General features: G+C 71.4%; 11 protein-coding genes and 2 riboswitches. Of the genes, 5 read left to right on the top strand and 6 right to left on the bottom strand.

The genetic code is table 11. From position 1 onward, the window contains the following. Positions 1–5: 5 nt before the first annotated feature. A complete protein-coding gene (locus ACFYZF_RS18335) occupies positions 6–2,474 on the top strand; it encodes a non-reducing end alpha-L-arabinofuranosidase family hydrolase (protein WP_387021988.1) in 2,469 nt (822 codons plus the stop codon). 278 nt (positions 2,475–2,752) lie between these two features. After that, the gene (locus tag ACFYZF_RS18340) at positions 2,753–3,280 is read left to right on the top strand and encodes a hypothetical protein (RefSeq protein ID WP_387021990.1); all 528 of its coding nucleotides are present in this window, start codon (positions 2,753–2,755) and stop codon (positions 3,278–3,280) included. Between the two features lie 159 nt (positions 3,281–3,439). Here the strand turns inward: ACFYZF_RS18340 and ACFYZF_RS18345 are convergent, their stop codons facing one another. The 4 genes from ACFYZF_RS18345 to ACFYZF_RS18360 form a co-directional block, all read right to left on the bottom strand. Further along, complete coding sequence (locus ACFYZF_RS18345; RefSeq protein WP_387021992.1) at positions 3,440–4,006, bottom strand: sugar O-acetyltransferase; 567 nt, start codon at positions 4,004–4,006, stop codon at positions 3,440–3,442. A gap of 240 nt (positions 4,007–4,246) precedes the next feature. Next, positions 4,247–5,005, bottom strand: coding sequence for a precorrin-6A synthase (deacetylating) (gene cobF / locus ACFYZF_RS18350; protein ID WP_387021995.1), 759 nt, complete (start codon positions 5,003–5,005; stop codon positions 4,247–4,249). After that, a complete protein-coding gene (gene cobN, locus ACFYZF_RS18355) occupies positions 5,002–8,601 on the bottom strand; it encodes a cobaltochelatase subunit CobN (RefSeq protein WP_387021998.1) in 3,600 nt (1,199 codons plus the stop codon). Before cobN ends, cobF begins: the two co-directional genes overlap by 4 nt. Continuing rightward, entirely contained in the window at positions 8,598–9,251 is a 654-nt protein-coding gene (locus ACFYZF_RS18360) for a ferredoxin (protein ID WP_387022001.1), read from the bottom strand. The genes cobN and ACFYZF_RS18360 overlap by 4 nt, the downstream gene beginning before the upstream one ends. 135 nt (positions 9,252–9,386) lie before the next feature. Further along, positions 9,387–9,568, bottom strand: a riboswitch (cobalamin riboswitch). A 46-nt stretch (positions 9,569–9,614) separates the two neighbouring features. Between ACFYZF_RS18360 and ACFYZF_RS18365 the strand changes: the two genes are divergently transcribed. From ACFYZF_RS18365 to ACFYZF_RS18375, 3 genes are read left to right on the top strand one after another with little or no spacing between them, the layout of a single operon-like run. Next, positions 9,615–10,490 carry a sulfite reductase subunit beta gene (locus tag ACFYZF_RS18365; RefSeq protein ID WP_387022004.1) on the top strand — a complete coding sequence of 292 codons (876 nt, stop codon included), beginning with the start codon at positions 9,615–9,617 and terminating at the stop codon, positions 10,488–10,490. Continuing rightward, a complete protein-coding gene (locus ACFYZF_RS18370; protein WP_387022007.1) occupies positions 10,487–11,152 on the top strand; it encodes a precorrin-8X methylmutase in 666 nt (221 codons plus the stop codon). Before ACFYZF_RS18365 ends, ACFYZF_RS18370 begins: the two co-directional genes overlap by 4 nt. Further along, positions 11,149–12,651, top strand: coding sequence for a precorrin-2 C(20)-methyltransferase (locus ACFYZF_RS18375; RefSeq protein ID WP_387022010.1), 1,503 nt, complete (start codon positions 11,149–11,151; stop codon positions 12,649–12,651). The genes ACFYZF_RS18370 and ACFYZF_RS18375 overlap by 4 nt, the downstream gene beginning before the upstream one ends. Here ACFYZF_RS18375 and cobM read toward each other — a convergent pair whose 3' ends face one another. Beyond that, positions 12,652–13,407 (bottom strand): precorrin-4 C(11)-methyltransferase, encoded by a 756-nt coding sequence (cobM, locus tag ACFYZF_RS18380; RefSeq protein ID WP_387022013.1) that lies wholly within the window; start codon positions 13,405–13,407, stop codon positions 12,652–12,654. Continuing rightward, a complete protein-coding gene (gene cbiE / locus ACFYZF_RS18385) occupies positions 13,404–14,612 on the bottom strand; it encodes a precorrin-6y C5,15-methyltransferase (decarboxylating) subunit CbiE (RefSeq protein ID WP_387022016.1) in 1,209 nt (402 codons plus the stop codon). Before cbiE ends, cobM begins: the two co-directional genes overlap by 4 nt. A gap of 94 nt (positions 14,613–14,706) precedes the next feature. After that, positions 14,707–14,852, top strand: a riboswitch (cobalamin riboswitch). The last annotated feature ends 5 nt before the right edge of the window (positions 14,853–14,857 follow it).

A 14,857-nucleotide genomic window follows, 5' to 3' on the forward strand; every position in this document is an offset into this window, starting at 1 on the left:
TCAGCATGGTCTCCCGGACCCGTCCCACCAGGCGTCGGCTTCGCACGCTCTCGGTCTCCGGCATCGCCGCGGTCGTCGCGGCTCTCGTCGTGTCCCTGCTTCCCAATCTCGCCCAGGCCGCCGAGACAACCCTGGGTGCGGCTGCGGCCCAGTCGGGTCGGTACTTCGGCGCCGCCGTCGCCGCCAGCAAGCTCAGCGACGGCGCGTACACAACGATCTTGAACCGGGAGTTCAACAGCGTCACTCCCGAGAACGAAATGAAGATCGACGCGACCGAGCCGCAGCAGAACAACTTCACCTTCACCAACGCCGACCGGATCGTCAACCATGCCCTCAGCCGGGGCTGGCAGGTACGCGGCCACACCCTGGCCTGGCATTCGCAGCAACCGGGCTGGATGCAGAACATGAGCGGCAGTGCCCTGCGCCAGGCGATGCTGAACCATGTCACCCGGGTGGCCACCTACTACCGGGGCAAGGTCGTGGCCTGGGATGTGGTGAACGAGGCGTATGCCGACGGCACCAGTGGCGCGCGGCGCGACTCCAACCTGCAGCGTACCGGCAATGACTGGATCGAGGCCGCGTTCCGGGCCGCGGACGCCGCCGACCCGGGCGCGAAGCTCTGCTACAACGACTACAACACCGACGATTGGACCCAAGCGAAGACGCAGGCCGTCTACAACATGGTGCGCGATTTCAAGCAGCGTGGCGTGCCGATCGACTGCGTCGGGTTCCAGTCGCACTTCAACGCCAACTCGCCGTACCCGAGCAACTACCGCACCACCCTGTCCAGCTTCGCGGCCCTCGGTGTGGACGTGCAGATCACCGAGTTGGACATCGAGGGTTCCGGCAGCGGGCAAGCCACCGCCTTCCGCAACGTGATCAACGACTGCCTGGCCGTGGCCCGCTGCAACGGTGTCACGGCGTGGGGTGTACGGGACTGCGACTCGTGGCGCTCCAGCGGCACCCCGCTGCTCTTCGATTGCAACGGCAACAAGAAGGCCGCCTACACCTCCACCCTTGACGCGTTGAACAGCGCGACTCCTTCTCCCACCTCGTCGGCCACGGCCACACCTCAACCGACCGCCACGCAGCCGGGCCCCATCGACCCGAGCGCGTGGTACGAACTGTTGAACCGGAACAGCGGCAAGGCACTGGACGTGTGTGGCTCGTCCACGGCGGACAATGCCTGCGTTCAGCAGTACGCCCGCTCGGGCGGGCAGAATCAGCAGTGGCAGTTCGTCGACTCCGGTGGTGGCTATTACCGGATCCGGGCGCGGCACTCGGGCAAGGTGCTGGACGTGTCCAACTACTCGACCGCGGACGGTGCCGCGATCGTGCAGTACGGTGACCACGGCGGAACGAACCAGCGGTTCCGGCTGGTCGGCACGGGCGGCTACGTCCGGCTGATCAACCAGAACAGCGGCAAGGCGGTGGAGGTCCAGAACCTGTCCACCGCTGACAGCGCCCCCGTCGTGCAGTACACCGATTGGAACGGCACGAACCAGCAGTGGCAGTTGGTCCGGGTCGGCGGACCCGCCACCTCGCCGACGCCGACTCCCACTGGCACGTGCACTCTTCCGTCGACGTACCGTTGGACGTCGACGGGCTCGCTGGCGAACCCGCGGTCGGGCTGGGTCTCGCTGAAGGACTTCACCGTCGCGCCCCACAACGGCAGGCAACTCGTCTACGCCACGACACACGACACGGGAACGTCGTGGGGCTCGATGAACTTCGGCCTCTTCACCAACTGGTCCGACATGGCCACGGCCAGCCAGAACGCGATGTCGTCCGCCACTGTCGCGCCTACGCTCTTCTACTTCGCCCCGAGGAACATCTGGGTGCTCGCGTACCAGTGGGGTGGGCCCGCCTTCTCCTACCGGACGTCGAGCGACCCCACCAACCCGAACGGGTGGTCCCCGCCGCAGACGCTCTTCTCCGGAAGCATCTCCGGCTCCGGTACGGGGCCGATCGACCAAGCTGTCATCGGTGACGGCGCCAACATGTACATGTTCTTCGCCGGGGACAACGGCAAGATCTACCGGGCCAGCATGCCCATCGGCAATTTCCCCGGCAGCTTCGGCACGACGTCGACAGTGGTCATGAGCGACACGACGAACAACCTGTTCGAAGCGGTTCAGGTCTACAAGGTCCAGGGCCAGAATCAGTACCTCATGATCGTCGAGGCGATCGGCTCGCAGGGTCGCTACTTCCGCTCGTTCACGGCCACCAACCTGGACGGTTCGTGGACCCCGCAGGCCGCCACCGAGAGCAACCCCTTCGCCGGCAAGGCCAACAGTGGCGCCACCTGGACCAACGACATCAGCCACGGCGAACTGATCCGCAGCAACGCGGACCACACCATGACCGTTGACGCCTGCAAGCTGCAGTTCCTCTACCAGGGACGTTCCCCCAGCTCTGGCGGTGACTACGGCCTCCTCCCCTACCGGCCAGGTCTGCTGACGCTACAGCGCTGATGGCGTGACGCAGGTCCGGCCCGAAGGTTCCTGACGATCACGGGCAACGACATGTGTCGAAGCCGCCCTGGAGCGCCGTCGTAAAGCGGGGCTCCAACCTCGAAGTCCTCCGCTGTCCGGGTGCGCTGACAAAGGTCCCCGGGTGGACGGAAGCACCGGACGGCGGCGACGGCGCGCCGCATGGTCGATATTGCGCCAGCGAAAGCCGGGTAGATACTCTACGCGCTCGATCAAGCGCCCTAGGTGATCATCCTGAATGCCTACTGACCGGAGATGACGTGCTCAGACGCACTGCAACCGTCGGAATCGCCCTGCTGGCCTGCCTCGCGGGCACCGGCGCGGTGGCCATGCCAGCACACGCCTGGGAACCCGAGTGCCCCATCGACTGCGACGGTGGCGGTGGCGGCGGCGGCGGTGGCGGCCCCGTTACGCCTCCGCCGCCGGCCTACAACCTGCAGGGCGTCATCCAACTGGAAGACACCGGCCACGAAGGATCCTGGCCGTTGCGCCGCGGCGGAGTCAAGGTCCGCGGATACTCCCGGCTCGCCACCTGGAGCAACAACCGGGTGGACGCCAACTACATCAACGTCCGGTGCTCCGCCACCGTGCTCAGCTACTCCAGTGACGACTACGACTCCGAGAACAACGGTGCGCTCGTCGACGTGAGCTTCTGGTCTCCGACTGTCCCGGTCACTGGCGTCCCCGTCCAGTCCCGGACCGTCACGGTCAACTGCACCCACCACGCCGAGAAGAACGGCGTCAACTACGACACCACCAGCACCGCCCAGTTCGTCATTCCCGAGTGATTCCCGGCGGGGCCGGTCCGGACCGGGCCGCCCCGCCGCCCTCGGCATCTCAGTCGGCCGCAGACGGCACCTTCAAGGCTGCATGACGAGGCACCAGCGGGAGGTGGGCGGAGTTCGGGCGCACGGCTCTGCCGTCGTGCGCGGGTGGAGCGCGCAGCCTCAGGCGGTTGCGGTAGATGCCGGTTTCAGACGCTTTCGCTCGACAACGCTTGTTGCCGTCACCACGCTCAGCGGCGGCACGTCCTTCGCGACGACGGCGCCTGCGCCGACGACCGAGCCGTGACCGATTGTGACTCCGGGGGTGACCGTGGCTGCGGCGCCGATCCACACGTCGTCCTCGATGACGATGGGCGCGTGCGTGATGAAGTCGTACCGTTCGTCGAGCTCGACGGGGTGTCCAGCCGTGCTCAGAGTCACTCGGGGACCGATCAGGACGCGGTCACCGATGGTGATGCCCCCGTAGTCGAGGAAGAAGCATCCCTGATTGATGAACACGCGCTCGCCGAACGATGCGCCAAGCCCGTAGTCGCAATTGAACGGGGGCAGGATGGACAGGGAGTCGGGGATCGGTTGACCGAAGATCTCGGTGAGCACCGTCCTGCGCGCGTCGAGGTCGCCAAACGGCAGCCCGTTGAGGCGCGAGGTCAGGCTCATGACGAGCTGCACCCGTTCCGCGAAGGCTCGTGACTCGGGCGTCCGTGTTCGTAGGCGTTGTTCGTTGCGCACAGGGCGATGCTGGCACGGCGAGTCAGGGGCCCGGTGGCGACCCACCGGCGGGGAGCGCACGTCGTGACCGTGGGGCACTCGTCGAACGTCCGGATCTGCCGCGGCGACCTCCGGCCGGCATCGGCCGGGCCGGCCGGCCACGCCATCGACAGGCCGGCAACCATGAGGCCCAGTGGTCACGAGATGCCATCGCCACGGCCGCCGAGAGCAGGCGTTTGGGGCACCACGGCCGCTTGTTTCTCAGTGTCGACGCAACAAGTAGGTGTCCATCACCCAGCCCCGACCCTGCTTCGCCTCCGCCCGCCGTGACCAGATCGCGTCGGCGACCTCGTCCAGGCGGCCGGCGACCAGCTGCTCGTCGGACGAGCCGAGGTTCGCGCCCCACCAGATCTGCCAGGTCGAGGGGTCGGGTAGCCGGCGGCAGGTCAACGCCCCGTCGAGCATGACGACGAGGTTGTCGCCGTCTGCCGCGTCCTCGAGCAGGCGCCGGCCGGTCGTGATCGTGATCGGGCCACCGATCGCGTTGAGCACGAGTCGGTGGCGGGCCGCGAGCAGCTGGACACTGCTGAGACCAGGCACCACCTCCACCGCGACGTCGACGCGTCCGCGCTCGACGATGCGGTCCGCCAGCCGGATCGCCGAGTCGTACAGGGCAGGGTCGCCCCACACGAGCACCGCCGCATCTCCCGGGTTGTCCAGCAGTGCCTGCTCGTAGACCTGCGCCCGCGCCTCGTGCCAGTCGCGCACCGCGGTGGCGTAGTCGGCAGGGTCGGCACGGTCCCGCTCGGGGTCGGGGACGTGCACGAGCCGCCACTCCCCTGTGACGTGCCGCTCGCAGATCGCCTCGCGCATCGCGATGAGGTCGGCCGTGCCCGGGTGCTGCTCGGTCTTGTCGGCGACGAGGAAGTAGGTGACCTCGTTGAGCACCCGGGCGGCCTGGGCCGTCACCAGCTCGGGGTCGCCCGGACCCAGCCCGACGAGCGCGAGGCGGCGGGTCACGCGTCGTCCTCCAGGTCGCCCTCGACCTCCAGGTACACCCGCGCCATCTCCGCCATGATCTCGGTGTCCGGCTCGGACCACAGTCCGCGGTCAGCAGCCTCGTTCAGCCGTTCCACGATGCCACGCAGCGCCCAGGGGTTCGCGCGGCGCATGAACTCCTGGTTCGTCTCGTCGAGGACGTACTCGCGGGCCAGCGACTCGTACATCCAGTCGTGGACGACGCCGGCCGTCGCGTCGAAGCCGAACAGGTAGTCCACGGTCGCGGCGAGCTCGAACGCGCCCTTGTACCCGTGGCGCTGCATCGCCGCGATCCAGCGCGGGTTGACGACGCGTGAGCGGAAGACGCGGTTGGTCTCCTCCTGGAGGGTGCGGGTGCGTACGGCGTCCGGCACGGTCGAGTCCCCGACGTACGCCTTCGGCTCGGAGCCGGTCAGCGCGCGGACCGTGGCGATCATGCCGCCGTGGTACTGGAAGTAGTCGTCGGAGTCGGCGATGTCGTGCTCACGCGAGTCGATGTTCTTCGCCGCGACGGCGATGCGCTTGTAGCTGGTGCGCATGTCGTCGGTGGCCGCGACACCGTCGAGCCCCCGGCCGTACGCGAAGCCGCCCCACGCGGTGTAGACCGCGGCCAGGTCGGCGTCGTCGCGCCACGTGCCGGACTCGACGACCTGGAGGATGCCGGCACCGTACGAACCCGGCTTCGAGCCGAAGATCCGGGTGGTGGCCCGCCGCAGGTCGCGGTGCTCGGCGAGGTCCTCGCGGGTGTGCGCGCGGACGAAGTTGAGCTCGTCGGGCTCGTCCAGCCCGGCGACGATCTGCACGGCGTCGTCGAGGATCTCGATGACGTGCGGGAAGGCGTCGCGGAAGAAGCCCGAGATGCGCACGGTCACGTCGATGCGCGGACGACCCAGCTCGTCGAGGTCGATCACCTCCAGGCCGTTGACGCGTCGCGAGGCCGGATCCCAGGTCGGGCGCACGCCCAGCAGCGCGAGCACCTCGGCGATGTCGTCACCGGACGTTCGCATGGCGGACGTCCCCCACACGGACAGGCCGACCGAGCGCGGGTGCTCGCCGGTCTCGGCGAGGTGCCGGGCGACGAGCGACTCGGCCATCGCCTGTCCCGTCTCCCACGCGAGGCGGGACGGGACGGCACGCGGGTCGACGGTGTAGAAGTTGCGACCGGTCGGCAGGACGTTGACCAGTCCGCGCAGCGGGGAGCCGGACGGCCCGGCCTCGACGAAGCCGCCGGCGAGCGCGTGCAGGACGTTGGTCAGTTCGTCGGTGGTGGCGGCCAGGCGCGGGACGACCTGCTCGGCGGCGAACCGCAGGACGTCGCGCACGACCGGGTCGTCGTGCAGCGCGTCGATCGCGTCGACGGCCCAGCCGGCCTTCTCCAGCGCCTCGACCAGGGCACGGGCCTGCCCCTCCACGGCGTCGACCGCGGGAAGAGGGGCGTCCTCCGCGAGCCCCAGGGCGGCGCGCAGGCCGGGCAGAGCGCGGTTCTGGCCGCCCCACACCTGCGTGGCGCGGAGCACGGCGAGCACGAGGTTGACCCGCGCCTCCCCGGTCGGCGCCTGGCCCAGGACGTGCAGCCCGTCGCGGATCTGGACGTCCTTGATCTCGCACAGCCAACCGTCGACGTGCAGCAGGAAGTCGTCGAACTCCTCGTCGTCGGGTCGCTCCTCCAGCCCGAGGTCGCGGTGCATCTGCGCGGACTGCATGAGCGTCCAGATCTGCTGGCGGATCGCGGGCAGCTTCGCCGGATCCATGGCCGCGACGTTGGCGTGCTCGTCGAGCAGCTGCTCGAGCTGGGCGATGTCGCCGTAGCTCTCGGCGCGCGCCATCGGCGGCACGAGGTGGTCGACGATCGTGGCGTGCGCGCGGCGCTTGGCCTGGGCGCCCTCGCCGGGGTCGTTGACGAGGAACGGGTAGATCAGCGGCATGCTGCCGATGGCCGCGTCCGTGGCGCATCCGGCCGAGAGCGCGGCGTTCTTGCCCGGCAGCCACTCCATCGAGCCGTGCTTGCCCAGATGCACGACCGCGTCGGCGCCGAAGCCGTGCTCGAGCCAGCGGTACGCCGCCAGGTAGTGGTGCGACGGTGGCATGTCGGGGTCGTGGTAGATCGCGACCGGCTTCTCGCCGAAGCCGCGTGGCGGCTGGATGAGGATGACGACGTTGCCCGCGCGCAGCGTGGCCAGCACGATGTCACCGGCGTCGTCGACGAACAGTGAGCCGGGGGCCTCGCCCCAGGTCTCGACCATGGCGTCACGAAGCTCGTCCGGCAGGTGGGCGGTCCAGCGCAGGTAGTCGTCGCGGCCGATACGCACGTGCGACTCGCCGAGCTGGGCCTGCGTGAGCCACTCCTCGTCCTGGCCACCGGCCTCGATCAGCGCATGGATGAGCGCGTTGCCGGCCGTGGTGTCGGGGTCCTCCCCCTCGACCGGCGGGAGCGGGTCGAGCCCGGGGATCTCGCCGGGCGCGCCGAGGTCGTAGCCGGCGTCGCGCATCGCGCGCAGCAGCCGGATCGCCGATACGGGCGTGTCGAGGCCGACGGCGTTGCCGATGCGGCTGTGCTTGGTCGGGTAGGCCGACAGGACAAGGGCCACCTTGCGCTCGGCCGGTGGAACGTGTCGGAGCCGCGCGTGGTTCACTGCGATGCCCGCGACGCGGTCGCACCGCTCGGCGTCGGTCTGGTAGCGCGGCAGACCGTCGGCGTCGACCTCCTTGAACGAGAACGGGACGGTGATGAGCCGGCCGTCGAACTCGGGGATGGCGATCTGGGTCGCGGAGTCGAGCGGGGTGACGCCGTCGTCGGATGCCTCCCACTCGGCCTTGCTGGACGTGAGCGCCAGCGCCTGTAGCACGGGGACGTCCAAGGCCCGCAGCCGCTCGACGTTCCAGGACTCGTCGTCGCCGCCGGCGCTGGCGGTGGCGGGCTTGGAGCCGCCGGCGGCGAGTACGGTGACGATGATCGCGCCGAGCGTGGCGAGTTCGGTGAACAGCTCGTCGGGCGCCGCCCGCAGCGAGGAGACGAAGATCGGCACGCCGACGGCCTTGCCGGTCGCGTCGATCGCGTCGGCGAGCTCGTGCGCGAACGCGTTGTTGCCGCTCACCTCGTGTGCCCTGTAGTACAGGACGCCGATCCGGGGCAGCCCGCTCCCGACGGCCGGCCGGCCGACGCCCCACTCGGGTAGAACGGCCGGCGGCTCGAAGCCCTCGCCGGTCAGCAGCACCGTGTCGGAGAGAAAGGCGTGCAGCTGACCCAGGTTCTCCGCGCCTCCCTCGGCGAGGTAGCGGTGCGCCTCGGCGCACACGCCGATCGGCACGGTTGACAGCTCCATGAGTGCGGCGTTCGGCGTCCGCTCCCCGCCGAGGACGACCAGGGGACGTCCGGCGTCGCGCACCAGGGCGGCGACATCCCGCACGTCCTCGGGCGAACCGAGCACGCGCAGCACGACCAGGTCCGCCCCGGCGGTCAGGGCGGCGCGGCGTTCGTCGGTCACCCGGACAGGGTTGGCCCAGGTGTAGTCCGAGCCGCTGGCACGCGCCGACAACAGGTCGGTGTCCGACGTGGACATGAGAGCGATGCGGGTCATGCTTCTCCTTCGTTGGAGATGGTCCGGGAGCCGAGGCGCAGGTCGTCGACCGGGCGGCCGGCGCGAAGGTGCTCGCGGACCAGCCGTGCCGCGTCGCCGGGTCGTACCGGCCCGTACCAGGCGCCGTCGGGGTGGACGACGGCCACGGGGCCGTGATTGCACGGGAACAAGCACCCGGTCTGCGCCATGAGGACGTCGGAGTCGGTGAGCCGGTGCTCGACGAGCGCGCCGACGAGCGCGCGGTAGGTCTCGTCCGCACCTCGGGCGCTGCAGCGCGGGCCACGGCACAGCAGCAGATGGTGCCGGTACGGCGGGGGCGTGTCCCAGGCCGGTGACGACAACGGCGCCTCGCGGCCGGTGATGGTCCGCTCTCCGAACCGGATGACCGGCGGGTCGATCTGCTGGCGGTGCCAGTGGCCGGCGACGCGTCCCACCCACGAGCGGGCGTAGGTCAGGTCGTCGGTGCTCACCGGTTCGAGGCGAACCTCTCGGACGCCGTCGGCGTGCAGCAGGTCGAGCACGTGGGTGAGCGTCGGCTCGCCGCCCTGCAGGAATGCCAGACGGGCGCCGGCGGTCTCGGCCTCCCGGCGCAGCACCGCTGGTCGGGCGGCGTCCGGCAGCGCGGTCGCGACGTGGACGAGGACACTCACGACGTCAGGAGCAGACGAGCCAGGTGGGCAGAACCTGGCGGGAGGAGCCGATCTGGCGCCAGCGAGGATAACGAGACACGAGGGTCTTCCTTCGTCCGGAGGCCTGTGCGCGAGGCCTGGATGGGCAGGTGTCGCAGACGGGGGTCTGCGGCCAGCAGGTCTTCGGACTCGGGATCAACCGGACGGAGCGCCTTCCCAGACCGTTGGTCCAGTGGCGTCGTGCTCCGCCCGTCACCCTCACCGCTGCGCGTCAGTCCCGGACTCTCACCGGGTTCCCTGGCTCATGGCTGAGTTTGGCTGGCAGGACGAACGTAGCACCCGCCGACCGACGGTGCCCGAGACGGGCTCTGGCACGATGGCGCCGTGACCGAGAGGACCCGCCGCGACCTGTGTCCCGGTCTGCTGCGCCCCTGGATCGCCGACGACGGCGCGCTCGTCCGGGTGCGTGTCCCCGGTGGCGCCGTGACGACCGAGGCGCTCGGCGCACTCGTCCGGGTGGCGGGTGAGCACGGCGACGGCGCCGTCCACCTGACCAGCCGCGCCAACCTCCAGGTGCGCGGCATCGAGCACGACGACGGGTGCCTGCCGGACGCGGTCGTGGACGTGATCATGGCAACCGGGCTCGTGCCGTCGACGTCGCACGAGCGGGTGCGTAACATCTTGGCCTCACCGCTCACCGGACGCAGCGGTGGCCGCGCCGACCTGCGTCCGGTGATCGCTGACCTCGACGCCCGGCTGTGCGCGGAGCCCCTGCTCGCCGCGCTGGCCGGCCGGTTCCTGTTCGTGCTCGACGACGGCCGCGGCGACCTGGTCGAGCGCGACCTGGACCTCGGTCTCGTGGCGCTCGACGCGAGCACCGCGCAGTTGCGCGCCGGGACGTCGTGGGGACCGGTCGTCCCCCTGGACGAGGCCGCTGCGGCGCTGACCACACTCGCCGTGCGGTTCGCCGAGCTCGCCGGTAGCGAACCGCACTCTCCCTGGCACGTCGACGAGCTGCCCGGCTCCGGCGCGGCAGTGCTGGGCACCGTGCTCGAGCGTGCCGCGAGGACCCGGGTGAGCACGCCGCCACCCCCGCTTGGCAGGATCGCGCAGGACGACGGCCGTGTCGCGCTGCACCTCGCGGTCCCCGAAGGTCGGGTGGATGCCCGCTTCATGGACGAGGTCCGCACCCTCGGCGCCGGCGACCTCGTCGTCACGCCACGGCGCACCCTACTCGTCCCCGATCTGGAGAATGCATGACTTTCGCCCCACCGCCGCGCCGCTACGACTACGTCACCGACGGCGCGGCGATCTACGCCGACTCGTTCGCCACCATCCGCGCCGAGGCCGACCTGACGCGCGTCCCGGCCGACGCCGAGAGGGTCGCGGTGCGGATGATCCACGCGTGCGGGCAGACCGACCTGACGCGGGACCTGGTGATCCACCCCGGTCTCGTGACGGCGGCCCGGGCGGCGCTCGATGCGGGAGCGCCGATCCTGACCGACGCGCACATGGTCGCCGCCGGCGTCACCCGCGCCCGGCTGCCCCGCGACAACGAGGTCCGCTGCTTCCTGCGCGAGCCCGAGGTCCCGGCGCTCGCCCGCGAGTGGGGCACGACCCGGTCCGCGGTGGCCGTGTCTCTGTGGACCGAGCACATCGAGGGTGCCGTCGTCGCGTTCGGCAACGCCCCCACGGCCCTGTTCCACCTGCTGGAGATGCTGCGTGACGGTGCGCCGCGGCCGGCCGCGATCATCGGCACGCCGGTGGGTTTCATCGGTGCGGCCGAGTCCAAGCAGGCGCTCATCGACCTCGCCGCCGACGCACCCGGGCTCGACGTGCCGTACCTCGTGGTGACCGGGCGTCGCGGCGGCTCGGCGATGGCCGCCTCGGCGCTCAACGCCCTGGCGCAGGAGGCGGAGTGAGCGGGCGGCTGTTCGGCGTCGGGGTCGGCCCCGGGGATCCCGAGCTCGTCACGCTGAAGGCCGCCCGGCTGATCGGCGCGGCGGACGTCGTCGCCTACCACCAGGGCGTCGGCAAGCAGTCCAACGCCCGCCGCATCGCCGCCGGTCTGCTCCCGGACGACGTGATCGAGGAGGCGCTCGTCTACCCGGTGACGACGGAGACCACCGACCACCCGGGCGGGTACGCCGGCGCGATGGCGGACTTCTACGCCGAGTGTGGCGAGCGGCTCCGCGCGCACCTGAGGGCGGGCCGCGACGTCGTCGTGCTGGCCGAGGGCGACCCGATGCTCTACGGCTCGTTCATGTACCTGCACGACCGGCTCGCGGACGAGTTCGAGACGCAGGTCGTCGCAGGTGTGCCCGCCTTCGCGGCCGCCACGGCCACGACCGCCCTGCCCCTGGTCCGGCAGACCGACGTGCTGACCGTGCTGCCCGGCACGCTTCCCGAGCCGGAACTGGCCCGGCGCCTCGCCGACACCGACGGTGCCGTGATCATGAAGCTCGGCCGCACGTTCGCCAAGGTCCGCTCGGCGCTCGAGCAGGCCGGACGCGTCGAGGGGTCCTGGTACGTCGAGCGGGCGTCGATGGACGCCGAGCGGGTACTCCCGGTCGCCGACGTGGACCCCGAGACGGTGCCGTACTTCTCGATCGTCCTGGTCCCCGGCGACACCCGTCCCGGTGTGGCGCGCTACGACCGCTCGGCGAGTGAGGTCACCGAGCCCGTCGCCGGCGCCGAAGTCGTCGTCGTGGGCCTCGGTCCCGGTCCCGACCGGTGGCTCTCCCCCGAGGCGTCGCAGGTACTCGCGGAGGTCGGCCACGTCATCGGCTACGGACCGTATGTCCAGCGCGTCCCGCAGCGCCCGGGCCTGGTGCGGCACGCGTCCGGCAACACGGTTGAGGTGGACCGGGCCCGCGAGGCGCTCGAGCTGGCGCTCGCCGGTGAGCGCGTCGCGGTCGTGTCCGGCGGCGACGCGGGCATCTTCGGCATGGCGTCGGCGGTGTTCGAGGCCGCGGAGGACCCGCGCTACGCGGACGTCGCCGTGCGCGTCGTGCCCGGCATCTCTGCCGTCCAGGCGGTCGCGGCGCGTGCCGGCGCCCCCATCGGCGCCGACTTCGCGGTGATGAGCCTGTCGGACCGGCTCAAGCCCTGGGACGTCGTGGTGAAGCGGCTACGCGCCGTCGCCGAGGCGGACCTCGTGCTCGCCCTCTACAACCCGCGCTCGCGCTCGCGCACCGAGCAGGTCGCGCAGGCCCGAGCGACGCTGCTGGAGCACAAGTCGCCCGAGACCGTCGTAGTGGTGGGTCGCGACGTCGGCCGTGCCGGGGAGAGCCTCACCGTGACGACGCTGGGCGAGCTCGACCCCGGGACCATCGACATGAAGTGCCTGCTGCTGGTCGGCGCCTCGTCGACGCGCGTCACCGCGGCCGGCCGCGTCTGGAGCCCGCGCTTCGTCGCCTAGTCAGCCGCGGGCGCGGCGTTCGCGGCTGGCGGCGTACAGGAACGACTCACCGCCCCGGACGTCGGGAGCCAGCGCCGGGCCGACCAGGATGATCGCGGCCTGGCGCAGGCCCGCGGCCTCGACCTGGTCGCCGATGTCGGCCAGCGTGCCGCGCAGGACGAGCTGATCCGGCTGCGTCGCCTTGGACACGACGACGACCGGGCACCCGTCGCCGTAGTGTTCGGCCAGCTCGGAGGCCAGCTCCCGGCTGCGGGTGACGGCCAGGTGCAGGGCCAGGGTCGCGCCCGTCGCGGCGAACGCGGCGAGCTTCTCCCCCGGCGGCATGACCGTGGAACGGGCCTGAGCGCGGGTGAGCACGACCGACTGGGCGAGCTCGGGGACGGTCAGCTCGGCGCCGACGATCGCCGCGGCAGCCGCGTAGGCGGGCACACCGGGCGTGACGTCCCACGGGACCTGCGCCGCGTCGAGCCGGCGCGCCTGCTCATGGACCGCGGAGTACAGCGACGGGTCGCCCGAACACAGCCGCACGACCTCCAACCCGTCGGCGTGCGCCTGCACCAGGTGGGCGGTGATCTCGTCCAGGTCGAGGTGCTGGGTGTCGACCAGCCGGGCGTCGGCGCGGCAGTGGCCGAGCACGTCGGCGTCGAGGTAGGTGCCCGCATACAGGCACACGTCCGCAACCTCGAGCAGGCGCACCGCGCGCAGCGTGAGCAGGTCGGCGGCACCGGGTCCGGCCCCGACGAAATGGACGGTCATGACTCTCCCTTGGTGACGGTCCACTGGCTGACGGCACGCGCGGGCGTCCAGCCGGTGAAGCTGCCGAGCGGCTCGGCGCGTTCGACGTGCAGGCGGACGAGCTCGCCGCCACGGCGACGGTACTGCTCGAGCAGCACCGCCTCGGTCTCGGCCGTGACGCCGTGGACGACGAGTCGGCCACCGGTGCCGAGCGCGTCCCAGCACGCTTCGAGCACGCCGGGGACGGTCGCTCCCCCGCCGACGAACACCGCGTCAGGGCGCTCGAGACCGGCCAGGGCGTCGGGTGCTGAGCCCTCGACGAGACGCAGGCCGGGAACGCCGAGCGTGGCGGCGTTGCGACGCACGAGCGCGGCGCGGTCGGCGCGGGACTCGATCGCGATCGTCCGCGCCGTCGGCCACGCACGCATCCACTCCACGCCGATCGAGCCACTGCCGGCGCCGACGTCCCACAGCAGTTGACCGGGAGCGGGCGCGAGCCGGGCCAGGGCGCTGGCACGCAGGTCGCGCTTGGTGATCTGCCCGGCGTGCTCGAACGCGTCGTCGGGGAGCACCCCGCCCGCGGCCCAGCCCGGTCCGGTGCCCCGGATTTCGGCGGCCAGGACGTTCAGCCGGGGCACGTCCACGACGTTCCACGAAGCCGCGGTCGACTCGGCACGCGACTCACCCGCGGCGCCGAGGTCGCCGAGCACGGCCAGCCTGGACTCTCCCCAGCCGAGTCCGGTGAGCAGCGCAGCGACGGCGGCAGGCGTCGTTTCGTCGCTGGAGAGCACGAGCAGCCGCCGCCCGGGGGCGAGCGCGGGGACGACGAGGCGCACGTCCCGGCCGACCAGACTCACCGTTGTGACGGACTCCGCCGGCCACCCGAGACGTGCCCGAGCGAGCGCCACGGAGGAGACCGCGGGCACGATCGTCACCCGTTCCGGGCCCAGGATGTCCAGCAGCGTCGTGCCGACGCCCGACACGAGCGGGTCGCCCGACGCCAGCACGACGACGGGCCTGCGCGCGGCGCCCAGCAGGCCCGGCAGATTCTCCCGCAGCGGCGACGGCCACGCCACGCGCTCCTGGCCGTCGACCGGCGGCACCGCATCGAGGTGCCGGGCCCCGCCGAGCAGCGTCGCGGCCCCGCGCACCAGCGTCCGAGACGGCTCCGGCAAGCCCGCCCAGCCGTCGGCCCCGAGCCCGACAACGGTCACGTGCGCCTCCATGGCAGTGCACCCTAGCCCGCCCCGCCTGCCCCGCAGGCCCCGACCGGCCGCCGGACCGCCGGACCGCTGTCTGGGCCGTCAGGACGGCGTCTAGGGTGGTGCGAAGGTTCGAGGTGCCCCACGGCCGATGGCCACGGGGAGAATCTGGGAAGCCGGTGAGAATCCGGCACAGGGCCCGCTGCGGTGACTCAGGCACAGACCTGGGAAGTCCGAAGACCGGCCTCGATCCGAGCCGCGACGCGCCC

The organism is Micromonospora sp. NPDC001898, assembly GCF_042891255.1.
GTDB lineage: Bacteria > Actinomycetota > Actinomycetes > Mycobacteriales > Micromonosporaceae > Micromonospora.